Genomic DNA, 25,132 nt, shown 5'->3' with positions numbered 1-25,132 from the left:
AACATAGCCACAAGTCCGCCATTCGGGCCACCGTCCTCGCTCATTGAGACTCCTCAGACCCTCGCCGAGGCGGCCGGTCAGATCTCGGACCCTCGCCGAGGCGGCCGGTCAGATCTCGATTTCGCTGCGGTCGCCCGACCACAGCGTGTGGAACGTGCCGTCCCGGTCGGTGCGTGCATAGGTGTGCGAACCGAAGCGATCGCGCTGAGCCTGGATGAGAGCGGCGCTGCCCCCTTCGGTGCGCAGCCCGTCATAGTAGGACAGGGTCGAGGCGAGACCGGGCACGGCGATGCCGCGCTCGATGGCCTGGACGACGGTGGCGCGCAGGGACTCTTGGCAGCGGCCGGCGACTTCGCGCACATAGTCCGAATCGAGCAGGGTCGCCGGCGGGTCCGCGGTGCCGAAGGCCTCAACGATGCGGTCGAGCAGACGCGCCCGGATGATGCATCCGGCCCGCCAGATCCCGGCGAGCTCACCGAGGTCGATGCTCCAACCGTGCTCGCGCGCGCCGGCGGTGATCTCGTGGAAGCCCTGCACATAGGCCATCACCTTGCCCAGCAGCAGGCCTCGGCCGATCTCCTCGATGCGCGCGGCACGATCGTTCGAGGCAGCGACGGCCGAAGCACTGGTGTTCGTCGCCGAGGTGGTCGCGGCCGAAGCACTGGTGTTCGTCGCCGAGGTGGTCGCAGCCGAAGCACTGGTATCCGCCGCCGAGGTGGCGGCCCCGGGACGGGGCCCGGCCAACCGGACTCCCTCGGCGCGCAGATCCGCGGCCGATGACAGCGAACGGGAGAAGACCGCCTCGGCGATGGTGGGGACCGGCACCCCGAGATCGAGCCCGGCCTGCCCGGTCCACGCACCGGTGCCCTTGGCCTTCGCGGCATCGGCGACGATGTCGACGAAAGGCCGGCCCGTGTCCGCATCGACGTGGGCGAGGACGTCGGCGGTGATCTCGATGAGGTAGGACTCGAGTTCCCCGGTGTTCCAGTCCGCGAACACCTCGGCGATCTTCGCCGGGGCCATCCCGAGCCCGTCGCGCAGGAGGGTGAAGGCTTCGGCGATGAGCTGCATGTCCGCGTATTCGATGCCGTTGTGGACCATCTTCACGAAGTGACCGGCACCGTCCTCTCCGATGTGAGCGACGCAGGCATGGCTCTTCGCACCTGCAGATTCGGCATCTGCGGTTTCGGCCCGGGCGGTTTCGACGCCGGCGGTTTCGGCACGCGCGGCGATCGGTTCGAGCAGCGGCCGCAGGCGCTGCCACGCGGCCGCCGATCCGCCCACCATGAGCGAGGGCCCGAGAAGGGCACCGACCTCTCCGCCGGAGATCCCGACCCCGGCGAATTCGATGCCCGTACCCTGCAGCCGTCGGCCCCGGGCGATCGTGTCCTGGAAGTGGGAATTGCCGCCGTCGACGATGATGTCGCCGGCAGCGAACACCTCGGCGAGGTCACCGATCGCCGAATCCGTGGCCTCTCCGGCGTTGACCATGAGGATCGCCACACGCGGTTCGGCGAGCTTGCCGGCCAGATCGGCCGGATCCGCGGCGACGAGGAGATCGGCTTCGGGGAATTCAGCGGCCACGGTGCGGGCACGGTCGACGTCACGGTCGTAGATCGCGACCCGTCGACCAGACCGGCGGGCGAGGTTCCGGGCCAGATTCGACCCCATCACACCGGTCCCGATCACTGCGACATCGGCCTTCATGAGCATTCCCCTTCCTCGGGAGGCGACGGTGTTGACAGTCACTCGCCACCAGCACTACGGTGCAATAAATCTGTTTTAATAGTCGATTATAGATATTTCTTCATATTTTATCGAGAGGTTTCGGACATGGGTCATCACCCTTTCCTTCCGCCGCTCGTCATCATGGGTGTCTCGGGAACCGGCAAAACCGTCCTCGGCGCGCAGGTGGCGCAGGCTCTCGACCGCCGATTCGTCGATGCCGACGATCTCCACTCCGCGGCCAACAAAGCGAAGATGGCCTCGGGTGTGCCGCTGACCGACGCCGATCGCGGACCGTGGCTGGACGCCGTCGCGGTCGAAGCCGCCCGCACCCCGGGCCCGGTCATTGCCTGCTCCGCCCTCAAACGCACCTACCGGGACCTGCTGCGCGCCTCGGCACCCGCGCTCGTGTTCATCCACCTCGACGGACCGCGTGATGTCATCGCCGCCCACCTGGCCCGCCGCGACCATGAGTTCATGTCCCCGGATCTGCTCGACTCCCAGCTGGCCACCCTCGAACCGCTCAGCGCCGAGGAGTCCCATGCCACCGTCGACGTCGACCGTCCGATTCCCGAGGTCCTCCATTCGATCCTCGACAGCATCGCACGGTTGAGACCGTGAACTGCCCGCCCACTGTCCACCCAACCATCTGACCTCAAGGAAGAGGAACCATGACCGACCTCGACCTGGCCTGGACTCTGTCCACGCCGGCACTTCTGGCAATCGCGGCAGCGGCGATCGGCCTGCTGCTCCTGCTCATCATCAAGGCACGGCTGCACGCGTTCATCGCCCTCGTCATCGTCAGCGTGCTCACCGCGCTGGCCGCCGGAATCGGCCCCGGTGACCTCATCGACGTCCTCTACGACGGCTTCGGTTCGACCCTGGCCAGCGTGGCCCTGCTCGTCGGGCTCGGCGCAATGCTCGGACGCATGCTCGAACTCTCCGGCGGCGCCGAAGTGCTCACCGATGCCCTCATCCGCCTGTTCGGGGAGAAGCGGGCGCCCTTGGCACTCGGCGTGACCTCGCTGCTGTTCGGCTTCCCGATCTTCTTCGACGCCGGCCTCGTGGTCATGCTGCCGATCATCTTCACGATCGCGCGCCGCCTCGGCGGGTCTCTGCTGCTGTACGCGATGCCCGCGGCAATGGCGTTCTCCGCCATGCACATCTTCGTGCCCCCGCACCCCGGCCCGGTTGCGGCCTCCGGTCTGCTCGGGGCGAATGTCGGACTCGTCCTCATCTGCGGAATCATCATCGCGATTCCCGCCTGGTACCTCACCGGTTACCTCTTCGGACTCATCATCGGCAAACGCATCGACGTCGCCGTGCCCGATGTGCTCTCGGCCGGCAGGAACGACTCGTTCGCCGACTTCGCCTCCCGGCCCAAGCTCGGCCACGTGATCTTCCTCCTCGCCCTGCCGCTCGTGCTCATCTTCCTCAACACCGGACTCAACTTCGCCGGTGAGGCCGGCTGGGTCGATACCGACTCGACGCTCATCGCGTCCCTGCGGCTGCTCGGCGAAACCCCGATCGCCCTGCTCATCACTGTCGTCGTGGCCATGTGGCTGCTCGGCTGGCGGCAGAACAAGGGCCGGTCGCTGGTCGAGACCGTCGTCGACTCCGCGCTCGGACCGGTCTGCTCGATCATCCTCATCACCGGCGCCGGCGGAATGTTCGGCGGCGTGCTGCGCGCCAGCGGAATCGGAGACTCGCTCGCCGACTCACTCGCCGCGCTCGGTCTTCCCGTCATCGTCGCCGGCTTCGTCATCGCCGCGATCGTGCGCATCGCCCAGGGTTCTGCCACGGTGGCGCTGACGACCGCGGCCGCGCTCGTCCAGCCGATCGTCGTCGGCAATCCGGACTTCTCGAGCATGCAGGTCGTGGCCATCGTGCTCTCACTGGCGGCCGGTTCGGTCTTCGCCAGCCATGTCAACGATTCCGGCTTCTGGCTGGTCTCGCGGTTCTTCGGCATGGACACGAAGACGACGCTGAAGACCTGGACGGTCGCCGAGACGCTGCTGGGCACCGTCGGCTTCGGACTCAGCCTCGCCCTCTACGGGGTCGTCAGCCTGTTCTGAGCTCGGCTCGACGAGTCATCGTCGGTCGTTCGGGCCGGGTGCGCCGCCGTCAGCGGCCGGTGCGCCGGGGTTCGTCGGCCCACACGCTGCCCATCTCGGCATCGGCCTTCGCCACGATCTTCGCCATCGCCTCTTTGGCCCGGTCGGCATCCTGCCCGCCGATGGCATCGGCAACATCGAAATGCCACTGCAGCGCGTCGGGGTGCGGGTACTTCGGCATCAGTCCCGCCCCGGTGCGGCCGGCGAGGATCTCACCGATGACGGTGTCGAAGGCGGCGAAGAGTTCATTGCCCCCGGCCCCGAGCACGGCCCGGTGGAACGCGACATCGGCGTCGAGGAAGGCGTCGACGTCTCCGCGTCGGCCCGATGCCCGCATTCGGGCGGCGAGCCCCATGATCTCCTCGGCGGCTTCCGCGGGAGCGTGCTTGGCCGCCAGACCGGCCGCTTCGGGTTCGATGGCGATCCGCAGTTCGGTGAGGGAGCGCAGCTGCCCGGCCGGGGCCTCGGTCATCCGCCACCGGATGACGAGCGGGTCGAGCAGCATCCATTCGGACATCGCGAGCACGACGAGACCGACCCGTCGGATCGGCTGCAGCATCCCTAAGGATTCGAGGACGCGCACGACCTCGCGCACCACCGACAGCGACACGTCGTAGCGGGCACGCAGATCCTCGGCCTTGATGATCGTTCCGGCCTCCAGCCGACCGGCGACGATGTCCTGTCCGACCTGATCGCGCAGCTGCTCATGGAGGTTTCCCCGGTTGCCCGTGGCCCCCGCTCGCTCCGAAGCCGCTTCGGCGAAGCCCCTGCCCTTCTCCCCCGCCATCACGGAACGTCCACGATGTGCGCGCCGGGGGCGGGCCCCGTTGTGCGCAGGGCTTCGTTGACGCCGCGCGTGGCCTGCAGCAGCACGGCCAGATCGAGGGCGTGGTGGGCGTCGCGGGCGAGGAACCCGATCGTCGGCCCCGAACCGCTGAGCAGGGGCAGCAGTGCCCCGGCGGCGCGTCCGGCCTCCATCACTTCGGCGATTTCGGGCATGAACGACACGGCCGCCTCGGTGAGGTCGTTGACCGCGAATTCGGCGAGCGTGTCCGGTTCGCCGGCAGCCAGCGCCGTGAGCACCTCGTCGGGCACCTGGGCCGGGGCCGGGGTGTCGTTGAGTTCGTCGAAGCGGGCATAGACGTCGGGGGTCGGCAATTGCCGCGCCGAGGTGGCCATCACCCAGTGGAAGACCCCGCGGGTGAGGACGGGGCTCAGCTGTTCGCCGCGACCGTGGCCGATGGCCGTGCCCCCGCGCAGCAGGAAGGCGACATCGGCGCCGACCGAGACCGCGCAGTCGTGGAGGACCTCGTCCTCGACTCCGCCGAGGAGGTGGGCGGCGCCGACGAGGGCAGCGGCCGCATCCGCCGATCCCCCGCCCATCCCGCCGGCCACGGGCACCTGTTTGTCGATGACGATGTCGAGGTCGCGCAGCACGTCGACGTCACGATCGTCCTCGAGGGCTGCGATGAGGAGGTCGACGGCACGGCGGGCGACGTTCGAATCATCGACCGGCACCGCGGAATCCGCGTAGCGTCCCTGGACGAGGATCGATCGTGTTCCGCCCGGGATGAGGGTGAGCGTCTCGCCGAGGTTGAGCGCCTGGAACACGGTCGCGAGCTCGTGGTATCCCTCGTCGTTCGCGGCCCCCACGCCGAGGTGGATGTTGATCTTGCCCGGTGCCTGAACCTTCACTGGGGCCGGGGTCGTCGTCGGTGGGTGCAGCGGGGTGGTCATTGAGACGGATCCTCCGCGGTGGCCTCGGCGGGGTCCGGAGCTTCGGCGGGTTCCGGAACTTCGGCGGGTTCCGGAACTTCGGCGGCGGCGAGTCGTTCGAAGTCGGTCACGGTCAGCGCCTCACCTCGGGCCTTCGGATCGATGCCGGCCGCGGTCAGCAGAGCCTCGGAGCGCTGCGGGCTGCCGGCCCACCCGGATAGGGCCGCGCGCAGGGTCTTGCGGCGTTGGGCGAAAGCCGCGTCGACGAGGCTGAAGAGGCGGCGCCGGTTGACCGGGTCACGGTCGGTGCGGGTGATGTCGATGCGCACGAGCCCGGAGTCGATGTTCGGGGCCGGCCAGAACACGTTCTTGCCGATCCGTCCGGCCAATCGCACGTCTCCGTACCACTGGGCCTTGACGCTGGGGACCCCGTAGGTGCGGGATCCGGGAGGGGCTGCGAGCCGTTCGGCGACTTCGAGCTGGACCATGACGAGCACGGTCTTCAGGCTCGGGAAGGTTTCGAGGAAGTGCAGCAGCACGGGCACGGCCACGTTGTAGGGCAGGTTCGCGACCAATGCCGCGGGCTGGTTCGCGGTCGCGGGCTGGTTCACGCTCGCCGTCGCGTCGGTGGCCGCGGCGGCAGCGGCTCCTCCGCTGTGCGGCAGCGTGGGCAGTTCGGTGACGCGGAGGGCATCGGCGTTGACGAGGGCGAAGGCCGCCTCGGTGCCGGAGAACCGCGCGACCGTCTCGGGCAGCTTCGCCGCGAGGACTTCGTCGATCTCGACGGCGGTGACGCTGTGCCCGGCCTCGAGCAGGCCGAGGGTGAGCGAACCGAGCCCGGGTCCGATCTCGACGACGTTCGAGGCGTCTTCGAGCCCGGCGGCGGTGACGATCGACCGCACGGTATTGGGGTCGATGACGAAGTTCTGCCCCTTCTGCTTCGTTGGGCGCAGACCGATGTCAGCGGCTAATTCGCGGATGTCGCGGGCGGTCAATAACGTCACAGCCAACAACTTACCGCACCACCCGGTCGGCACAATCACCCTGCGCACCGCGCGCCCGCCCGGCCCCGCCTCGGCGAGATGTCTGCACGGGGCCCGCGGGCGATAGGGTGAAGGCTATGGATCCGCAGACTCTGACCGAACTGCTCGACGTCGCCGTCCTCGACCGGCTCGACCGCATCGACGACTTGCCCGGCGACGAACTCGCCCGGTCATCCGCCCTGCGGAAGGAGGGCTTCTCCGCCGAGGTGACCGCCGCGCTGCTCACCCAAGCACAGCTGCGCAGAGAGGCCGGTGCCAAACTCGGTCCCTTCGCCGATGACATGCTCTTCACCCGCGACGGACTCGCTCAGGCCACCCGTTTGCCGGTCGCCGCCCACCACGCGCGCCGCCTCATCGGCGAGACCGCGGACGGTGAGACCTTCCGCATCGCCGACCTCGGGTGCGGGATCGGCGGGGACTCCGTCGCCTTCGCCGGGATGGGAGCGCAGGTATCCGCCGTCGACGCCGATGAGGTCACCGCCGCCGTCGCCGCGTTCAATCTCCGCCACCTCCCCGATGCCTCTGTCGACCACACCCGCGCCGAGGATGTCGATCTGTCCGATTTCGACGCCCTGTGGTTCGATCCTGCCCGCCGCACCATCGGCAAGTCCGACAGGCGCGGATCGACGGCTCGGATCACCGACCCCGAAGCCTTCTCCCCTTCCCTGTCCTGGGTCATCGACCAGGCGATCCGAGCGAAGGCGGCCGGGGTCAAGCTCGGCCCGGCTCTCGATCACGGCCTCATCCCCGAGGAGGCCGAAGCCCAGTGGGTGTCCCACAACGGCGAGGTCGTCGAGGTCTGCCTCTATTTCGGTGCCGCCCGCCAGCGGCCGGGGCGCGGGGCCCTCGTCATGGGCGAACGCACCCTGCTCGTCCACGAAGACGACCTGCCCGAATCAGATGAAGAGGGCATCGGGACGCTGGGGCGGTACCTGCTCGAACCCGATGGTGCGATCGTGCGCGCCGGACTCGTCGCCGCTCTCTGCGCACCCCTGCAGGCCAGGCGGGTGCACCCGAAGATCGCGTACCTGACCACGGATGTCGAACCGAGCGGACCGGCCGCCGCCGGAGTCACCGCCTACACGGTCACCGATGTCCTGCCCGCGAAGATCCCGAGCCTGCGCAAGGAGCTCGTCTCCCGCGGCATCGGCTCCGTCGTCATCAAGAAGCGCGGTGCCGACATCGTGCCCGACCAGGTCCGGCGCCAGCTCAAACTGCCCAAGGGGGACAAAGCCACGCTCGTATTCACCCGCCTCGGCGAGCGTCACGTCGTGCTGCTCACCCAACCCGTGTGACTGCACCGGTCGTGGTGTTGGCCTCACGGCATCGACCTCGCCCCACAGAAGGAGAATCCATGACTCGCTCCGACGTTCTCATCAGTGCCGATGAGCTGCTCTCCCGGCTGCGGACCGCACCGGCGCCGAGGCTGCTCGACGTCCGCTGGACCCTGCCGAAACCCGATGGCCGCGACGACTTCGCCGCCGGACACATCCCCGGTGCCGTCTATGTCGACCTCGACACCGAGCTCGCCGACCACGACAGCACCGACCCCACTGCCGGTCGGCACCCGCTGCCCACGGCCGAGGCGTTCCAGGCAACGGTCCGGTCATGGGGCATCGATGCCGACACCGAGGTCGTGGTCTATGACGACAACTCCTCGCTCGGTGCCGCACGAGCCTGGTGGCTGCTGCGCTGGGCCGGGCTGAGCGCGCGAGTCCTCGACGGCGGGCTCACCGCCTACCGGAAAGCCGGCGGTGAGCTGGCTGCCGGCGACTCGGCTGAAGTGGAGCCGAGTTCCATCGTCCTGAGGCCGGGTTCCCTCCCGGTCATCGACGCCGATGCTGCGGCGGCCTGGGACGGAGTCCTGCTCGATGCCCGTGCCGGTGAGCGCTTCCGCGGAGAGACAGAACCGCTGGATCCACGGGCCGGCCACATACCCGGGGCGAAGAACGCCCCGGCCACCGAGAATGTCCCCGCGGGGACGTTCCTGCCCGAGACGGATCTCCGACAGCGTTTCTCAGCTCTCGGTGCCCTCGATCAGCCTGTCGGGGTCTACTGCGGGTCCGGAGTCACCGCCTGCCACAATGCTCTGGCGCTGGCCACTCTCGGTGTCGAGGCCAGCCTCTACCCCGCGAGCTGGTCCGGTTGGTCATCCGATCCCGACCGACCGGTCGAAACCGGCGACTGAAGCTCAGTCACCAACGCACTCGCGGTCACGCGCCGTTAGCATTCTTGGGTCGATCCACGGTGGTTTGCGCGCGAATAACGCCGCGGATCGCCCCGCAAATCACACTTCTCGAATGTCACGAAACGTTATTCAAGGCTGAGACTGCGCGCTGAATCACAGTCGCAATCGGGCGGAACCACAGCCTCTCACTAACCGTTCTCGTCAAAAATAACCCTGTGACCTGCGATTATGCACCACAATCTGCCTGAGAATACTTTTGTAACAAAAACGTGACATAAGATCACGAATTCGTTACAGTGGAGGACATCGTCACACTCAGACAGGCAACGAGAGGAAATCGTGGCATCCAAGCAGCACGGCCGCCGCGCCGCGAACGCCAAGGCCAAGACACCACTGACCGAGCTGAGCGAACTGCTCGCAGCGAACTCCGGCGCATTCGGCCGCCGTGCCGCAGTCGTCGCCGCCAGCGGCGGACTGCTCACCGCAGCAGTCCTCCCCGCCGCCGGGCAGGGGGCCGACGATGAGGCGCAGGTCGCAGCCGAGTCCGAGAAGCAGGCACCGGTCGAGTTCAAGAACCAGACACCGACCATCGACGCTGGCGGCGCGTCGAAGGAGGGCGGTCAAAAGGCTGAAGTCACCGTCGACACGGACGTCGTCACCGCCGAGGCCGCGCCCAAGCCGAAGCCGAAGCCCGAGCCGAAGGAGGAGCCGGAGACGACCGTCGCCGAGCCGGCTCCCGATGAAGAGCCGAAGGAGGAGCCGAGCGAGTCCTCGGATGATGATTCCGGCAACCCAAACGCGGGCTCGAAGGATGAGAGCCCGAAGAAGGATACCGGCGGCTCCGACGACTCGGGCCCGATCGATGGGTCCAAGGCCGAGCAGGTCCTCGGCTGGGCAGAGAAGGGCGTCGGTACCCCGTACGTCTTCGGCGGAACGTCGCAGAGCGGCTGGGACTGCTCCGGCTACACCTCCTGGGTCTACAGCCACGTCGGCGTCGACCTGCCCCGTCAGTCGGGAGCTCAGAAGGAATCCGGAACGGTCGTGTCCGAGTCAGAGGCGAAGCCCGGCGACCTCATCTGGCACCCGGGACACGTCGGAATCTACGCCGGCGACGGACAGATGTACGATGCCGGTTCGCCCGGATCCGGAACATCGAAGCGCAGCTACAGCTGGATGGGCGACGTCACGTTCATCCGCGTGCTCTGATCCCCACCCGGAACCGAACACACAGAGAACCCCTCGTCGGCACTGCGCCGGCGAGGGGTACTTCGGCTCACCCGCATTCGGGAGCCTTCTCGCTGCCGTCATACTTCGCGGGCAGCTTCCCTGACGCCTTGAGGTCGCCCTTGAGCCACTTCGCCACGGCCCGCAGAGCATAGGGGTTCGAGTCATAGGCGGTCACCGCGGTCTTCGCTGGGGTGCTGCGCATCGTCCACGGGGCGGCTGTGCCCACAGCCACCTCGGCGGAGGTGTTCGGGCTCAGGCTCACCGAGGTTCCACCGGAGCCGACGGTGAGCCCCTCGGCCTTCGCCGCTTCACTCAGCTCCGTCTGTTCCTTCTCGCTGCCGCCGACGATGGAGATCGCATCGGTGCCGGCGAAGGAGCATTCGCCCTTGAGTACGGTCACGGACTTCTCGGCCACCTCGGTGAGGGTCTTCGCCGCATCCTTCGCACCGGAATCGTCCGCATCACCCGAACCGGAATCGGACTTCTCCCCTGCCTTCACGCTCTGCTGCGCGGCCGCGGTGGCCAGCTGCTGAGCGACGACGCGTTCGGACTTCTCGACGAGGTCCTTCTTCTTCAGCGTCCCGTCGCCCATCGCCGCGACGATCGCTTTCTGCGCAGCACCCGAGTCCGGGGGCATGAGCGCAACATCGGCACCGGCGGCGATCGCTTTGACGGACTCGCCGCCCTTGAGGTTCTGCGGCACGGCCTTCATGTTCAGCGCATCGGTGGTGATGACGCCGTCGAAGTCGAGGGTCTCACGGACCGCCGCATACGCCTTCGGGTTGAGTGTGCCCGGCGTCGTCTTCGCATCCGGCAGACCGATATGGCCCATCATCACCATCGGCACCCCGGCTTTGACCGCGGACTTGAACGGGAGGAGATCCGTGTCCTCGAGTTCCTCGATCGACTTCTCCGACACCGGCAGACTCTCATGCGAATCCACGCCGAGGCGGCCGTGCCCGGGGAAATGCTTCGCCGAGCTCGCCACCCCGCCGGACCGGTATCCCGTGACCGCGTCGCCGACGACCTCGGCGGCGTCCTTGTGGTCGGTGCCGGCCGAGCGGACGTTGATCGCCTTGTCCTTGGGTCCGACGGTGACATCGGAATCCGGAGCGAAGTCGATGGTGAACCCGAGGTCGGTGAGGTTCTCGCCCTGGACGCGGGTCGCCTCGGTGATGAGGTCGGAATCATCCGTGGCGGCCAGACCCATGAGCGGCGGGAACGGCAGCGCCGCGGTGCTGAGGCGGGACACGGGCCCGCCTTCCTGGTCGACGCCGATCGACACCGGCTGACCCTTCGTGCGCGCTTGCGAGATCTGCTTCGTCAGTGCCGTGACCTGGTCGGTCGTCGGGTTCTCCTGGAGGTTGTAGCCCATGACGATGACCCCGCCGAGGTGGTTCTGCTTGACCATGTCGACCGGGGTCTGCGTGTCCGTGCCGTCCCAGGTGCCGATGATGAGCGAACCGGCGAGTTCGTCCTCGGAGAAGTCGCCGACGATCTTCTCGGCTTCGTCCTCGAAGTCGGCCGGGTCAGCATCGGCCGGGTCGTCGAGGGAGGGCTCGGCGACCGCTTGTGACTGCGATTGCGACTCGGATCCGGCGGAGGGCTTCTGTCCGCCGGCAGAGGAGTCGGGGGCCTTCGCCCCGCCGGAGCAGCCGACGAGCGCGAGAGTCGTGGTCAGGGCCAGGATGCCGAGGCGAGAGCGCAACATCCCTCCATGCTAAACGGTTGCCCGGCCCGGTGCCCTCACGCGCCCGCTGGTCTCACAGTGCTTCGTGGGCTGCCAGGCGGCGTGCGGTCTCCTTCGCTCCGCGTTCGTGCAGCGATGTCAGTGCGGCGAGGTACGGTGCGGTGAAGCGGGGTTCTTCGGCGAGCTCGCCGAAGAACTGGGCCTGCCGGACGAAGGCCAGCGCGTCGGTTCCCTGTGTCGCGGCGACGGCCTGCAGCCGTTCGGCATAGCGGTCGACGATGGTGAACCGACCACCGGTCTCGTCATGCCCTTCGGCATACCGGGCCCACGAGGCGCAGATCGCCGCGGATACGTCGACCGGGTGTCCGGAGGCCAGGTTGTCCTTGACCACAGGCAGCAGCCATTTGGGGATGCGGTCGGAGGATTCGGCGCCGAGGCGGGCGAGGGTGTCGCGAATCTCAGGGTTGCTGAACCGTTCGATGAGCGAGTCCTTGTACGCTTCGAGGTCGATTCCCGGCAGCGGGGCGAGGCTCGGCGTGCCTTCCTCATCCATGTATCGGCGCAGGTAGGCAGGGATGTCGGGGTTCGCCATCGCCTCATGAGCGAAGGTGTAGCCGCCGAGCAGACCGAAGTACGCCAGTCCCTGGTGTCCGGAGTTGAGCAGGCGCAGCTTCATGTGTTCATAGGGCTGCACATCGTCGACGACCTGCACGTGTGCGTCTTCGTAGGGCGGACGGCCGGAGGTGAAGGAGTCCTCTAGCACCCACTGGAAGAAGGGTTCGGCCACGACCGGCCATGTATCGGTCACGCCCGTATCGGCGAGCAGGTCCTCCCGGTCGTCGTCGGTCGTGGCCGGGGTGATGCGGTCGACCATCGAGTTCGGGAAGGCAACGTTCTCACCGATCCAGTCGGCGAGTTCGTCGTCGACGAGTCGGGCGAAGGCGGTGAACATCTTCGCCGCGACCTCACCGTTCTCAGAGATGTTGTCACATGACTGCACCGTGAACGGTGCCACGCCTGCCGCCCGACGCGCCCGCAGGGCGGCCACGACGTAACCGAAGACGGTGGCCGGCAGCCGACCGGCCCGCAGCGCCTCGACATCGGCGACGATCGTCGGTTCTTGCGCGATGAACTCCCCGGTGACGGGGTTGACGTTGTAGCCGCCCTCGGTGACGGTGAGCGAAACGATGCGGATGTCCTCATCCGTGAGCAGCTCGAGCAGCCCGTGCGGATCATCGGGTCCGAACCGGTAGTCGATGATCGACCCGATCACCCGCCGCTCCTTCGCTCCGTCCGGATGCTTGAGGGTGAGCGAGTAGAGGTGGTCCTGCCCGGCCAGAGCATCGCGCATGCCCGCATCGTGAGGCAGCACTCCGGCACCGACGATCCCCCACTCGAAGGCACGACCGGTCTGGAGCAGATCGTCGATGACCATGGCCATGTGTGCGCGGTGGAATCCGCCGACGCCGAAATGGACGATGCCCGGGCGCACCGCCGCCCTGTCGTAGGCGGGGACGGTGATGCCGGCTGCGGCGATGGCCGGGAGGTTGCCGGCGTTGAGGGTGAGTGCGGTTCGCGGTGCGGTCATTTGACGGCTCCCATCGACAGGCCCTGGACGAGTTTGTCCTGCGCGGCGATGCCGGCAACGAGCACGGGTACGGAGATGATGAGCGAGGCCGCGCACACCTGGGACAGGAACAGACCCTGCGAGGTGACGAAGCTGGTGAGGAACACCGGCGCGGTCGAGGCTGCGGTGGAGGTGAGCACAGTGGCGAAGAGGAGCTCGTTCCAGGAGAAGATGAAGCAGATGAGCGCGGTGGCGGCAAGGCCCGGTGCGGTCAGCGGCAGCAGGATCTGGACGAACACCCGCGGCAGCCTCGCCCCGTCGAGTTCGGCGGCTTCGAGGACCTCGACGGGCACTTCGGCGAGGAAGGACCGCATCATCCACACCGCAATCGGCATGTTCATCGCCGAGTAGATGATGATGAGCAAAAGCCAGGTGTCGAGGATGCCGGTTGATTTCGCGACGAGGTAGACGGGCAGGAGGCCGGCGACCATCGGCAGCATCTTCGTCGAGAGGAGGAAGAAGAGCACATCGGACCAGCGTTCGATGCGGCGGATGGCCAGGGAGTATGCGGCCATCGTCGACAGGACGAGGACGATGAGGGTCGACACGATCGCGGCCACGGCGGAGTTGATGAGGAACGGCCACGGGTTCGCCCCGTTGCCGCCGCCGAAGAAGTTCACATACGAGTCGAGTGTGAGCGGGGCGAAGAAGCTCGGCGGGTTCGTCGACGCGTCGGTCTCGGCGTGGAGGCTGGTCAGCAGCATCCACAGCAGCGGCGAGACGAAGAGGAGTCCGACGAGCCACGCGAGGAGGCCGAGCAGGATCTTGCCGACCCGACCTTGGCCGGGCCGCCTCGGTGTGTTCGCCTTCCGCCGAGGCGGCTCGACCGATCCGGGTCCGCCGGGTTCGGTCGGGGTGGGGGTCACCCCGGGTTCGGGCTGCGTTCCCACGGTCGTCGAGAGATCTGGGGTGCTCATGAGTTCTCCTCCTTGAGCAGGGTGGATGCGGTGCGCAGGGCGAAGGTCGCGATGATGAGGGAGGCGGCGACGACGATGACGCCGACCGCGGAGGAGACTCCGTAGTCCTGGGCGACGAAGAATTCCTGGTAGATGACGTACGGCAGGGTCGCGGTGCCCAGCCCGCCGGAGGTCATGGTGAAGACCATGTCGAAGTTCTGCACGATGTAGATCGTGCCCAGCAGGGCGGCGAGTTCGATGTAGCGCCGCAGGTGGGGAAGGGTGATGTAACGGAAGGTCTGCCAGGGTCCGGCCCCGTCGACCAGGGCCGCCTCGTAGACGTCCATGGGTCGTGATTGGAGACCGGCGAGCATGATGAGCATCATGAACGGCGTCCACTGCCACACGAGCACGAGGCCGATGCCCAGCAGCGGCGAGGACGTCATGAGGTCCGGCTGCGGGGCGTTGTCACCGAAGACGGTGGTCAGCAGCCCGCCCAGCAGACCGTAGGAGGGGTTGAAGATCGCGTGTTTGAACAGCAGCGCCGCGGCCACGGGCACGACGAGGAACGGGGTGATCATCAGGGTGCGGACGAGTCCGCGGCCGATGAACTTCCGGTCAAGCAGCAAGGCGATGCCCAGTCCTAACAGCGCCGAGGCGAGCACCACCCCGACGGTGAGACCGACGGTGACGAGCACCGCCCGCAGGAGGTTCGCATCTGTGAACACGGTGATGTAGTTCTGCACGGTGCCGAAGCTGATGTCGTCCGGATAGGCCGCATTCCAGTTCATGAACGAGATGATGATCGTGATCGCGAACGGGATCTGGGTGACGATGATGACGAAGATGAGCGCCGGCAGCATGGGCGCGCGTTTGAGCCATCGGTCCTTGGCACGGGGTCTGGGCGGCGTGATCGGCTGCGATGCACGCTCGGCGGCGGGTGCTGACACTTCGAACATCCTTCATCAGATCGGTGGTGGCCCCAGGCGGTGAGGCCGGGGCCGCGGGCGGAGGGTCCGCAACCACGGGACGGCCCGGGACGCTTCGGGGCGGGTTCTCACCGTCCGCCCCGAGGCTGCGCGGTCATTTCTTGTACTTGTCTCCGACCTTCTCGGCTTCCTTCTGGCCCTTGGTCAAGGCCTTGTCGACGGTCGTGCGTCCGGCGATGGCGGAGCTGACGTCTTCGGAGATGCCTGTGGCGAGATCCGCGAATTCCGGGATCGTCACGAACTGCACGCCGAGGGTCGGGCGCGGCTGGACACCCGGGCTCTCGGGATCGGCCGAGTTGATGGCATCCTCGGTCTGCTTGTAGAAAGGCTCGGCGGCCTTCTGGTAGTCCGCGTTCTCATAGGTCGAGGTCCGTTTTCCGGCCGGGACGTGCTGCCAGCCGAGTTCGGAGGCGACGGTCTCCTCGTAGTCCTTCGACGAGGCCCAGGCGACGAACTGCTTCGCGGCGTCCTGGTTCTTGCCCGCGGCCTGGATGCCCCAGGCCCAGGTGTAGAGCCACGAACTTGAGTCCGTCTCCTTCACCGGGGCGGCGACATAGCCGATCTTGCCCTTGACCGGGGAGTCATCCGCCTCGAGGGTGCCGGTGGCGGCCGTCGAGTCGTACCACATGGCGACCTTGCCCTGCTGCAGGTTCGTCAGGCATTCGGTGTACCCAGCCTGCGGGGCACCGGATTCTCCGTGGTCCTTGATGAGGTCGACGTAGAAGTTCGTGGCCGCCTTGAACTCCTTCGAGTCGACCTGTGCATTCCAGTCCTCGTCGTACCAGGTGCCGCCGAAGGTGTTGACCACTGTCGTCAGCGGAGCGAACATCTCGCCCCAGCCGGGCAGACCGCGCAGGCAGATGCCCTTCGTGCCCTTCTCGGCACCGTCGACCTTCGCGGCGAGATCGGCGACCTCATCCCAAGTCGGGTTCTCCGGCATCTCGACTCCGGCCTTGTCGAAGATGTCCGTGCGGTACATGAGGAACGAGCCCTCACCGTAGAAGGGTTCCGCGTAGACCGTGTCATCGACGGTCAGCGACTCGGCCATGGGGGTGAGGATGTCGTCCTGGTCGAAGCCCTCGGCATCGGCGACGCCTTCGTCCATGGGGGTCAGCCACTTGTTGTTCGCATACGTCGGGACTTCGTAGTTCGAAATCGACGCGACATCGTAGTTGCCGGCTTGGGCGGCGAACTCCTGTCCGATCTTCGCCCGCACCTCGTTCTCCGGCAGCACGGTGTAGTTGACCTTGATGCCGGTGTCCTTGGTGAAGTGGTCAGCCGTGAGCTTCTGCAGGTCCTGCATCTGCGGGTTGTTGACCATGAGGACGTTGACCTCATCGCCTCCCCCGCCGCTGGAGCTGCCTCCGGCCCCACCGCACCCTGTCAGTGCGAGCGCTCCGACCATGCCGATGGCCGCCCAGGTGGCGCCTCGGCCGGTGATCCTGTGTTTCATCGTTGTGCCTTCCCTCATCATCGCGGGATTGCCGCCCGCCATCGGGTTCGCTTCGAGAAATTCATATGAGCATCGGCGCTCATATGTGCAATACTGTGTCACGGAACACACAGATGTGCAAAACTTCACATATGAGCGAACACAATGCCGTCGACGCCGAAGGGAGGACGATGAGCACCGCGCCCACCGCCCGCCACCGCCGGTTCCTCGCGCAGCTGGCCCGCGATCACTACCTCGAAGGACGATCGAAGGTCGAGATCGGCAAGGCCAACGGACTGAGTCGATTCCAGGTCGCCCGCCTCCTCCAAGAGGCCGTCGACACCGGGGTCGTCACGATCACGATCGAGGCCGATGCGGGTGAGGACACGGATCTGTCAGAGCGCACTGCCGCCGCCCTCGGCCTGCACTCGGTCGTCATCGTCGACATCCCGGACCAGGCCGAGGCCTCCCAGCAGATGGGCCGAGCGGCCCTCGCGCTCGTCGGCCGCAAGGCCCGGGCGGGGATGCGCATCGGCCTGTCCTGGTCACGCACCCTCGACTCCGCGGCCGCCTTCACTCCGGCGCTGCCGAGGTGCACGATCGTGCAGCTCGCCGGTGCCCTGCGGCTCGAATCCCACCGTCCCAGCTCCGAAATCTTCACCCGACTGGGTCAGGATCCGGCCGTGAGCATGGTCCGTCTGCCGGCCCCGCTGCTCGTCACCGAGGCCGAAACCGCCGCCGACCTGCGAGCCCTGCCCGAGATCTCGGGCACGCTCGCCGCCGCCGACGACCTCGACCTCGCCGTCGTCTCGGTCGCCTCCTGGGCCGAGGGGCTGTCCTCGGTGTGGGAGAAGTGCACCCCCGTCCAGCGACGGTCAGGCATCGATGACGGCGCCGTCGCCGAGGTGTCCGGACGTCTGTTCGATGCCGCCGGTGAAGACGTGACCACGATCGATGACCGCGTCATCGCCGTCACCCTCGACCAGCTGCGCCAGGCCACGACGACCGTCGGGGTCGCCCGCGGCGCTGAGCGAGCCCGCGCAGTGCGAGCCGCGTGTGCGGCGGGCATCGTCGACGTCGCCGTCATCGACCGTGACCTCGCCGATGCCGTGCTCGCCGAGGCGGCTCGTGACGAGCCTGATCGTGACGACGTTGCTCTCGCCGAGGCGGCTCACATCGAGGCTGCACCCCACGAGGAGGAGTCATGACCGCTGCCCGCCGCTTCGTCGCCGGCATCGATTCCTCGACGCAGAGCTGCAAGGTCGTCATCGCCGACCCTGACTCCGGCGACATCCTGCGCACCGGTGCGGCCCCGCACCGAGGTGGACCCGCAGTATTGGTGGACCGCCCTGCAGGAGGCGATCGAGTCTGCCGGCGGACTCGATGACGTCGCAGCCTTGAGCATCAGCGGCCAGCAGCACGGGCTCGTCGCCCTCGATGCCGAGGGCCGCGTGATCCGCGACGCCCTGCTGTGGAATGACCTGCGCAGCGACGCCGCCGCCCGGGACCTCATCGCCGAAGTCGGCGCTGAGGACTTCATCGCCCGCACCGGTGTCCTGCCCGTGGCCTCCTTCACCGGCGCGAAGCTGCGCTGGCTGCGCGACGACGAACCCGCCAACGCCGCCGAGGTTGCCGCCGTCGCCCTCCCCCACGACTGGCTGACCTGGCGGATCCTCGGTTACGGAGCCGCCGATTCCTCGATCCACGGCCCCAAGCTCGAGGCCCTCATCACCGACGCCTCGGATGCCAGCGGCACGGCCTACTTCGACCCCTCATCGGGCGAGTACGATCTCGACCTCTTCCGCATCGCGTTCGGCCGCGATGCCCGCGCCGCTTTCGGTGCCGACCCCCGCGAGGCGGTCGGCGCTATCACGCTCGACAACACCACGCCGGACCTCGACCAGGCGGCGACCGACGGTACGGAACCGGAAGCTGCCTCGGCGATCATCCTTCCTCGTGTCCTCGCTCCCAACGAGGCGGCCGGGCGCACGGACGAGGGGGTCCTCGTCGGACCCGGGGCCGGGGACAATGCGGCGGCGGCGCTGGGACTCGGGGTCACCTCGGGCGATGTCGTCGTCTCGATCGGCACCTCGGGCACCGTCTTCGGCACCACGGACCTGCCCATCGCCGATCGCAGCGGCACGGTCGCCGGTTTCGCCTCCGCGGACGGCGGTCGCCTGCCGCTGGTCGCGACCCTCAACGCCGCAAGGGTCCTCGTCTCGGCAAGCACTCTGCTGCGCATCAGCCATGACGAGGTCGCTGCTCTGGCACTGGCTTCGAGGCCGGGGGCGAACGGGATCACGCTCGTGCCCTATTTCGAGGGCGAGCGCACCCCGAACCTGCCCGATGCCACCGCCCGGCTCGAGGGGATGACCCTGGCCAACGCCTCGGCGGAGAACGTCGCCAGGGCCTTCGTCGAGGGCATGCTCTGCGGACTCGCGGACGGACTCGACGCGGTCCTCGCACAGGGCCTGACGGCCCGCCGTCTGCTCATCATCGGCGGGGCGGCCAGGAATCCGGCGGTCCGCGAGGTCGCCCGGGACATCTTCACCGTACCCATCGACGTCCCCGAACAAGCCGAGTATGTGGCCATCGGCGCCGCCCGGCAGGCGGCATGGACGCTGACCGGGTCGCTGCCCGAATGGGCGGTCGAACTCGTCGCCACCCTGCACCCGAGACCGTCTGGGGTGCGGCAGCAGTACCGGTCCTATACGCACGACAACTCACTGCACGATCACCGTCGATCATCGGATGCGGACGCATCCGCGAAAGGTTGAGAACACCATGGCCACTGTCACCTTCGACAAAGCACTGCGTCGGTACCCCGAGGCGCTGGCACCCTCCGTCGACGAGATCAGTCTCGACATCGACGACGGGGAGTTCCTCGTCCTCGTCGGCCCCTCGGGCTGCGGGAAGTCGACGACCCTGCGCATGCTCGCCGGGCTCGAACCCGTCGATTCCGGGCACATCCGCATCGGAGACGACGACGTCACCTCACTCTCTCCACGCGAACGCGATATCGCGATGGTCTTCCAGAACTATGCGCTCTATCCGCATATGAGCGTGCGCGAGAACATGGCCTTCGCCCTCAAGATCGCGGGCGTGGCGAAGAAGGAGCGGGACGAACGCGTCGAGGAGGCCGCCCGGCTGCTCGACCTCGAGCCCTTCCTCGACCGCAGGCCCAAGGCGCTCTCCGGCGGACAGCGGCAGCGCGTGGCGATGGGCCGCGCCATCGTCCGGTCCCCGCAGGTCTTCCTCATGGACGAGCCGCTGTCGAACCTCGACGCGAAGCTGCGGGTGCAGACGCGTGCGCAGATCGCGTCACTGACCCGCCGCCTCGGCGTGACCACCGTCTATGTCACCCACGACCAGGTCGAGGCGATGACGATGGGCGACCGTGTCGCCGTCCTCGCCGACGGGCGTCTGCAGCAGGTGGACACACCGGCGAACCTCTACGACCGGCCGGCGAACCTCTTCGTCGCAGGCTTCATGGGATCTCCGGCGATGAACCTCGTCGAGGTCGGTCTCGAGGGGTCGACGCTGCGCCTCGGCGATGTGCAGATCGAACTCACCGCGGACCAGCGCGGGCAGGTCACGGGTGAGACGGTCACCGTTGGGGTACGTCCCGAGGACCTGCGCACCGAGGGCGAGCACGGGCTCACAGTCACGGTCGATCTCGTCGAGGAACTCGGTGCCGATGCCTATGTGCATGGGCGGGCGGGTCTGCCCGGCGAGGAGAGGACGGTCGTGGCTCGGGTCGCCGGACGGTCGACGATCCGCCGCGGTGACAGTGTGCGGGTCGTGCCGGATGCCGCGCGTCTGCATCTCTTCGACACCGATTCGGGACGGCGGATCGAGGACGGTGTGCGACAGCCCGCGTGAGGACTGCGCGGGATCGATGGCTGCCGGGCCCCGCTGCCGCATCGATGTCGTCCGAGGCCTGCGGGTGAGGACACGGGCCGAAACACAGTGCCGAATCAGGCGAAACGGGTACGCGCCATTATGATCGACCCATGGTCGATTTTGCACGCTCTCCCCGCTCCACCCTCGGTGTCGAGTGGGAACTGGCTCTGCTGGATTCTCGCAGCCTGGACCTGACCCCGGCTGCCGAGACCCTGTTGGCGGATGTGGCCGAGCACGCGCCCGAGTTCGAGAAGCACATCGTCGGTGAGATGCTGACGAACACCATCGAACTCGTCACCGGCGTGCATACCCAGGTGTCGACCGTCGCCGAGGATCTGGCCGCCTCGATCGGGGCGCTGCGGAAGCTGACCGAGGCGCGCGGGGTCGAGCTGATGTCGGCAGGCACTCACCCGTTCGCGCAGTGGCAGTCGCAGGAGGTCCGGGCCAAGGACCGGTACCTCGAGCTCGTCGATCGCACCCAATGGTGGGGCCGGAACATGCTCATCTTCGGAGTCCACGTCCACGTCGGCATCGATTCGCGAGACAAGGTGCTGCCGATCGTCAACGCTCTGCTCGCCTACGTCCCGCATCTGCAGGCACTGTCCGCCTCCTCCCCGTTCTGGGGCGGCACGGACACCGGGTACGCTTCGAACCGAGCGATGATGTTCCAACAGCTGCCGACGGCGGGGCTGCCTTTCCAGTTCGATGAGTGGGCCGACTACGAGAAGTACGTCGACGACATGCTCACGACCGGAATCATCGACAACATCAATGAGATCCGCTGGGACATCCGCCCCGCCCCACACTGGGGCACCGTCGAGGTCCGAGTCTGCGACGGACTGCCGACGCTCGAGGAGATCCTCGCGATCACCGCGTTCATCCAGTGCCTCGTCGATGACATGTCGGCCCGCCTCGATTCCGGTGAGACCCTGCCGACGATGCCCGACTGGTTCCACAATGAGAACAAGTGGCGGGCCGCACGCTACGGCATGGACGCGATCATCATCGAGAATGCTGCAGCCGACGAACGCCTCGTCACCGAGTGCCTGGCCGATGAGGTCGAACGCCTCTCTCCCGTTGCCGAACGCCTCGGCTGTGCCGAAGAGCTGCACTCAATCACATCGATCATCGAGCGCGGGGTGCCCTATCGCCGCCTGCAGAAGGTCTTCGGCGCCACGGGGTCGCTGACCGAGGTGACCCGTTCGCTCATCGGCGACCTGCGCAACTCCTACAGTTGAAGGGCTGCGCGGCGCCAGACTGCCTCCTCCCTCGATTTCCTGGTCGATCCCCGGCGTTCTGAGGGCTTGGGTCGCGGTGGATCGACCAGACAATCCACCGAGGAGACACTTCGGAGCGCCCAAGGTCTCCGTTGTTGACCACTATTCGGCGGGGCCCTGCCCAACCTTCATCACACTCACGCGCTCACAGGTGGGGGCGCAGCAGCTCCAGCAGCGTCGGCAGTGCGGCGGCGACTCCCGGGTGCAGCTCGTAATCGTCGAGCTCGTCAAGGGGTACCCACGTCAGTTGGATGCTCTCGGGGTCGTTGATGACTGCGTCGAAGCGCCGCAGGGTCTTCGCGATCACCGTCGTATACGACCAGGTGTCGAGGTCGAGGACGTGCGTCTCGACGATCTCGATGCCGGTGCCGTCCTGGTCCGGCACTCCGGCTTCCTCCCAGGACTCGCGGATCGCGGCCTCCACCGCGGACTCCCCTATGTCCCGGGCACCGCCGGGGAATCCCCAGGTCCCGCCCTCGACCGACCACAGCGCCCGATGCTGCATGAGCACCCCGCGCTCGGGATCGACGAGCATGAGCCCGGCGGCCCCGTTGAGCCCCCAATGCTTCTTCCCGTCCGATCCGTAGGTCCACCCGTCCCCGGATCGCCGAGGCGGCCGACCGTCGGGCAGGCGCGTGGACTTCGCCGCCTGGGCGTTTCTTTCGGCGGCGCTGTTCGGGTCGTTCTCAGACGAGGACATGATCGACATCCAATGAGGAGACTGCGGCGAAGGACAGATCGCTCGGCCCGATTCCGCGAGCGACGAGCTCAGCACCGAGGGCCGCGACCATGGCTCCATTGTCGGTGCACAGTGTCAAGGGCGGCACCCGCAGGGTCACCCCAGCCTCGGCGCAGCGTTCAGCGAGCACCTCACGCAGGTGAGTGTTCGCGGCCACTCCCCCGCCGAGGACGACGTGATCGATGCCGGTGTCGGCCGCGGCCAGCAGGGTCTTGGTCACGAGCACGTCGACGACCGCGTCTTCGAAACCGGCCGCGATATCGGCCACGCGCAGATCGGTACCGAGCGTCTCTGCCTTCGTCACCTCGCGCAGGGCCGCGGTCTTCAGCCCGGAGAACGAGAAGTTATACCGACGCTCCGGATCACGAAGGTCCTGCTTCTTCGCCAGTCCGCGCGGGAACGTCACGGCTTTCCGATCGCCGGGGATTCCGGTGCCGTCGAGAAGGCCGAGGGCCGCCTTCGAGATGTTCGGGCCGCCCGGGTAGTTGAGCCCCAGCAGACGCGCGGTCTTGTCGAAGGCCTCACCTGCGGCATCGTCGATCGTGGAGCCGAGGAGTTCGATATCGGTGACGACATCTCCGATGCGCAGGATCTCCGTGTGTCCTCCGGAGACGAGGAGCGCGATCGTCGGCGTGGTCAGCCCGTCGATATCCTCGGCGACGAGGTCGACGGCGACGTGTGCGGCGAGGTGGTTGACTCCGTAGAGCGGTCTGTTCAGTGCCGCTGCGAGCCCCTTGGCCGCGCCCACACCGACCATGAGCGCACCGGACAATCCCGGCCCGGCCGTCACGGCTACGGCGTCGATTTCGGACAGCTCCACCTCGGCGATCTCACACGCCGAGGCGATGGCCGGGCCGATGGCCTGCACATGCGCCCGGGAAGCGACCTCGGGCACGACTCCACCGAAGCGGACGTGCTCGTCCATCGATGAGGACACCGTGTTCGTCAGCAGCGTGCGTCCGCGGACGATGCCGACCCCGGTCTCATCACAGGAGGATTCGATGCCGAGGACGAGGGGGTCGCTCACGATTCGCCCTCAGCACCAGCCGAATCAGCACTGGCCGAGTCCGTGCCGTCCCCGGAGTCCGCAACCTCGAGCGCGAGATCGGAATAGGCAGCGACGAGTTCGGGTTCGGTCGCCTCTGCGGCGTCGAGGCCGAGGACCCGCACGAACAGACGCAGGTGGGTGTCCCACATAGGTCCGAATTCGGCTGCCTGGGTTCGAGCAGATTCGACGTCGGCGGCGGTGTGAGTGAACACGAGCAAGGTCTCGTCACCCGAATCACCTTCGACCGGCAGCAGCCGGATACCCAGCACACCGAAGGCCTCGAGTTCGAGCAGCACATGGTCGTATTCCTCGCAGCTGAGCACCGCTCCGTCCAAATCGGCGTCCTCGAGTTCGAAGGTGATCGGACGGGACGCAGGCACGTCGGGATCGTCCCCCGCATCTGACGATTCTTCGCCGAGGCGGAACGGCGCGAACCATGTGCCTGCGGTCTCGCTGTCGGTCAGGGTGTCCCAGACGGTCCCGACATCGCGGGCCACCGGCAGCTCGATGACGAGGTCGGTTCCGTTCTCCCAGGTGACCAGGCGCGGACTGGTCGCGGTCATGCTTCCACCCAGGCTCCGTCGAGGGCGGCCTTCTCCTCATCACTCAGCTGCATCTGCGTGCCGGCCAGCAGCTCGGTGAGCTGTTCGGGCACCCGCGCCGAGGCGATGGTCGAAGGAATGAAATCGTGGCTGAGCTGCCAGGCGATGGCAGTGGCCGTCATCGTCGCGTTGTGGGTCGAGGCGACATCGTGGAGGACCTCGAGGGCGCCGAGTGCATTCTGGTCCTCAACGAATCCTGCGACTCGTTCGCCGCGGACGCTGCCTGTGGCGTCTCCACCGGTGTGCTTGCCGGTGAGGAACCCGGAAGCCAACGAGTGGAAGGGCAGTTCGGCGATCCCTTCGGAGCGCAGGTATGCCTGCTTCTGTTCGTCGACGGCAGCGCGGGAGACGAGGTTGAACCGGTCCTGGACGACGCGGTAGCAGGCCAGGGAGAACTTCGTGGAGATCTTCCTCGCCGACCGCAGCCGGTCGAGACTGAAATTCGAGGCGCCGAGGTAGCTGACCTTGCCGGAGCGGACGAGAGCGTCGAAGGTCTCGGCGACGGCGACCTGGTCGACCTCGTCGTCATCGACATGGGCGTAGTAGACATCGATGTGATCGGTGCCCAGGCGACGCAGCGAATCGTCGACGCAGTCGCGGATGTTCGCCGGATCGAGGCCCTTGTGCTTCGGGTGCATGCCGACCTTCGTCGCGATGACCATCTCATCGCGGTTGCCGCGCGACTTCATCCATTCGCCGATGATCGTCTCCGACTCTCCGCCGGAGTTGCCGTCGACCCAGGCCGAGTACGCATCGGCGGTGTCGATGAAGTTTCCGCCGGCTGCAGCGTAGGCATCGAGGACAGCGAAGCTCTGATCTCGGTCCGCTCCCCAGCCGAAGGGATTGCCGCCCAGCTGAAGTGGATGGACGGAGAGATCGGTATCTGCCAATTGCACACGTGTCATATGCTCCAGCC

Annotated in this window: 21 protein-coding genes and 1 pseudogene; 9 read left to right on the top strand and 13 right to left on the bottom strand. The window is 67.3% G+C overall.

Features of this window, described 5'->3' with window-relative positions; genetic code table 11:
• Window positions 1-108 precede the first annotated feature (108 nt).
• The gene (locus ACSE4D_RS13405) at window positions 109-1,713 is read right to left on the bottom strand and encodes an NADP(+)-dependent, decarboxylating phosphogluconate dehydrogenase (RefSeq protein WP_276606435.1); all 1,605 of its coding nucleotides are present in this window, start codon (window positions 1,711-1,713) and stop codon (window positions 109-111) included.
• Window positions 1,714-1,833: 120 nt separating this feature from the next.
• Between ACSE4D_RS13405 and ACSE4D_RS13400 the strand changes: the two genes are divergently transcribed.
• The gene (locus ACSE4D_RS13400) at window positions 1,834-2,346 is read left to right on the top strand and encodes a gluconokinase (protein WP_135540179.1); all 513 of its coding nucleotides are present in this window, start codon (window positions 1,834-1,836) and stop codon (window positions 2,344-2,346) included.
• A gap of 50 nt (window positions 2,347-2,396) precedes the next feature.
• Window positions 2,397-3,800, top strand: a complete 1,404-nt coding sequence (locus tag ACSE4D_RS13395; protein ID WP_135540181.1) for a GntP family permease — start codon at window positions 2,397-2,399, stop codon at window positions 3,798-3,800.
• Between the two features lie 49 nt (window positions 3,801-3,849).
• On the opposite strand, the gene ACSE4D_RS13390 is transcribed toward ACSE4D_RS13395, so the two are convergent.
• The 3 genes from ACSE4D_RS13390 to rsmA are packed head-to-tail and all read right to left on the bottom strand — an operon-like array spanning window position 3,850 to window position 6,559.
• Complete coding sequence (locus ACSE4D_RS13390) at window positions 3,850-4,626, bottom strand: FadR/GntR family transcriptional regulator (RefSeq protein WP_135540183.1); 777 nt, start codon at window positions 4,624-4,626, stop codon at window positions 3,850-3,852.
• Window positions 4,626-5,576 carry a 4-(cytidine 5'-diphospho)-2-C-methyl-D-erythritol kinase gene (locus ACSE4D_RS13385; RefSeq protein ID WP_135540185.1) on the bottom strand — a complete coding sequence of 317 codons (951 nt, stop codon included), beginning with the start codon at window positions 5,574-5,576 and terminating at the stop codon, window positions 4,626-4,628. The genes ACSE4D_RS13390 and ACSE4D_RS13385 overlap by 1 nt, the downstream gene beginning before the upstream one ends.
• Window positions 5,573-6,559, bottom strand: a complete 987-nt coding sequence (gene rsmA, locus ACSE4D_RS13380; protein WP_436326098.1) for a 16S rRNA (adenine(1518)-N(6)/adenine(1519)-N(6))-dimethyltransferase RsmA — start codon at window positions 6,557-6,559, stop codon at window positions 5,573-5,575. The genes ACSE4D_RS13385 and rsmA overlap by 4 nt, the downstream gene beginning before the upstream one ends.
• A gap of 116 nt (window positions 6,560-6,675) precedes the next feature.
• Here rsmA and ACSE4D_RS13375 point away from each other — a divergent pair, with 116 nt between their 5' ends.
• From ACSE4D_RS13375 to ACSE4D_RS13365, 3 genes are all read left to right on the top strand, one after another.
• Complete coding sequence (locus ACSE4D_RS13375) at window positions 6,676-7,893, top strand: class I SAM-dependent methyltransferase (protein WP_436326097.1); 1,218 nt, start codon at window positions 6,676-6,678, stop codon at window positions 7,891-7,893.
• A 59-nt stretch (window positions 7,894-7,952) separates the two neighbouring features.
• Window positions 7,953-8,786, top strand: a complete 834-nt coding sequence (locus ACSE4D_RS13370) for a sulfurtransferase (RefSeq protein WP_135540191.1) — start codon at window positions 7,953-7,955, stop codon at window positions 8,784-8,786.
• A 339-nt stretch (window positions 8,787-9,125) separates the two neighbouring features.
• Window positions 9,126-9,992, top strand: coding sequence for a C40 family peptidase (locus tag ACSE4D_RS13365; protein WP_436326096.1), 867 nt, complete (start codon window positions 9,126-9,128; stop codon window positions 9,990-9,992).
• A 67-nt stretch (window positions 9,993-10,059) separates the two neighbouring features.
• Here the strand turns inward: ACSE4D_RS13365 and ACSE4D_RS13360 are convergent, their stop codons facing one another.
• The 5 genes from ACSE4D_RS13360 to ACSE4D_RS13340 form a co-directional block, all read right to left on the bottom strand.
• Window positions 10,060-11,724, bottom strand: coding sequence for a glycoside hydrolase family 3 N-terminal domain-containing protein (locus ACSE4D_RS13360; protein WP_436326095.1), 1,665 nt, complete (start codon window positions 11,722-11,724; stop codon window positions 10,060-10,062).
• A gap of 52 nt (window positions 11,725-11,776) precedes the next feature.
• Complete coding sequence (locus ACSE4D_RS13355) at window positions 11,777-13,291, bottom strand: mannitol dehydrogenase family protein (RefSeq protein ID WP_436326094.1); 1,515 nt, start codon at window positions 13,289-13,291, stop codon at window positions 11,777-11,779.
• Entirely contained in the window at window positions 13,288-14,247 is a 960-nt protein-coding gene (locus ACSE4D_RS13350) for a carbohydrate ABC transporter permease (protein WP_425119773.1), read from the bottom strand. The genes ACSE4D_RS13355 and ACSE4D_RS13350 overlap by 4 nt, the downstream gene beginning before the upstream one ends.
• Complete coding sequence (locus ACSE4D_RS13345) at window positions 14,244-15,185, bottom strand: carbohydrate ABC transporter permease (RefSeq protein WP_436326093.1); 942 nt, start codon at window positions 15,183-15,185, stop codon at window positions 14,244-14,246. Before ACSE4D_RS13345 ends, ACSE4D_RS13350 begins: the two co-directional genes overlap by 4 nt.
• A gap of 124 nt (window positions 15,186-15,309) precedes the next feature.
• Window positions 15,310-16,668, bottom strand: coding sequence for an ABC transporter substrate-binding protein (locus tag ACSE4D_RS13340; protein ID WP_425119774.1), 1,359 nt, complete (start codon window positions 16,666-16,668; stop codon window positions 15,310-15,312).
• Between the two features lie 131 nt (window positions 16,669-16,799).
• Here ACSE4D_RS13340 and ACSE4D_RS13335 point away from each other — a divergent pair, with 131 nt between their 5' ends.
• The 4 genes and pseudogenes from ACSE4D_RS13335 to ACSE4D_RS13320 all read left to right on the top strand — a co-directional run bounded on the left by ACSE4D_RS13335 (window position 16,800) and on the right by ACSE4D_RS13320 (window position 21,788).
• Complete coding sequence (locus tag ACSE4D_RS13335; RefSeq protein WP_168216743.1) at window positions 16,800-17,855, top strand: sugar-binding domain-containing protein; 1,056 nt, start codon at window positions 16,800-16,802, stop codon at window positions 17,853-17,855.
• Window positions 17,852-19,424, top strand: a pseudogene (locus tag ACSE4D_RS13330) (xylulokinase). Before ACSE4D_RS13335 ends, ACSE4D_RS13330 begins: the two are co-directional and overlap by 4 nt.
• Window positions 19,425-19,431: 7 nt before the next feature.
• A complete protein-coding gene (locus ACSE4D_RS13325) occupies window positions 19,432-20,529 on the top strand; it encodes an ABC transporter ATP-binding protein (protein ID WP_135810101.1) in 1,098 nt (365 codons plus the stop codon).
• 131 nt (window positions 20,530-20,660) lie between these two features.
• Window positions 20,661-21,788 (top strand): glutamate--cysteine ligase, encoded by a 1,128-nt coding sequence (locus ACSE4D_RS13320; RefSeq protein WP_135810102.1) that lies wholly within the window; start codon window positions 20,661-20,663, stop codon window positions 21,786-21,788.
• Window positions 21,789-21,972: 184 nt separating this feature from the next.
• On the opposite strand, the gene ACSE4D_RS13315 is transcribed toward ACSE4D_RS13320, so the two are convergent.
• The 4 genes from ACSE4D_RS13315 to ACSE4D_RS13300 are packed head-to-tail and all read right to left on the bottom strand — an operon-like array spanning window position 21,973 to window position 25,121.
• Window positions 21,973-22,527 (bottom strand): NUDIX domain-containing protein, encoded by a 555-nt coding sequence (locus ACSE4D_RS13315; RefSeq protein WP_168216744.1) that lies wholly within the window; start codon window positions 22,525-22,527, stop codon window positions 21,973-21,975.
• Window positions 22,514-23,593 carry a tRNA (adenosine(37)-N6)-threonylcarbamoyltransferase complex transferase subunit TsaD gene (tsaD, locus tag ACSE4D_RS13310; RefSeq protein WP_135810104.1) on the bottom strand — a complete coding sequence of 360 codons (1,080 nt, stop codon included), beginning with the start codon at window positions 23,591-23,593 and terminating at the stop codon, window positions 22,514-22,516. Before tsaD ends, ACSE4D_RS13315 begins: the two co-directional genes overlap by 14 nt.
• A complete protein-coding gene (locus tag ACSE4D_RS13305) occupies window positions 23,590-24,177 on the bottom strand; it encodes a hypothetical protein (RefSeq protein WP_135810105.1) in 588 nt (195 codons plus the stop codon). Before ACSE4D_RS13305 ends, tsaD begins: the two co-directional genes overlap by 4 nt.
• The gene (locus tag ACSE4D_RS13300; RefSeq protein ID WP_168216745.1) at window positions 24,174-25,121 is read right to left on the bottom strand and encodes an aldo/keto reductase; all 948 of its coding nucleotides are present in this window, start codon (window positions 25,119-25,121) and stop codon (window positions 24,174-24,176) included. The genes ACSE4D_RS13305 and ACSE4D_RS13300 overlap by 4 nt, the downstream gene beginning before the upstream one ends.
• Window positions 25,122-25,132: the final 11 nt, after the last annotated feature.

The organism is Brevibacterium sp. FAM 27836 (assembly GCF_051351055.1).
In the GTDB taxonomy this organism is placed as follows: domain Bacteria; phylum Actinomycetota; class Actinomycetes; order Actinomycetales; family Brevibacteriaceae; genus Brevibacterium.
Note: the sequence above shows the minus strand (reverse complement) of the source record. Positions and strands in the feature narration are given on the sequence as shown.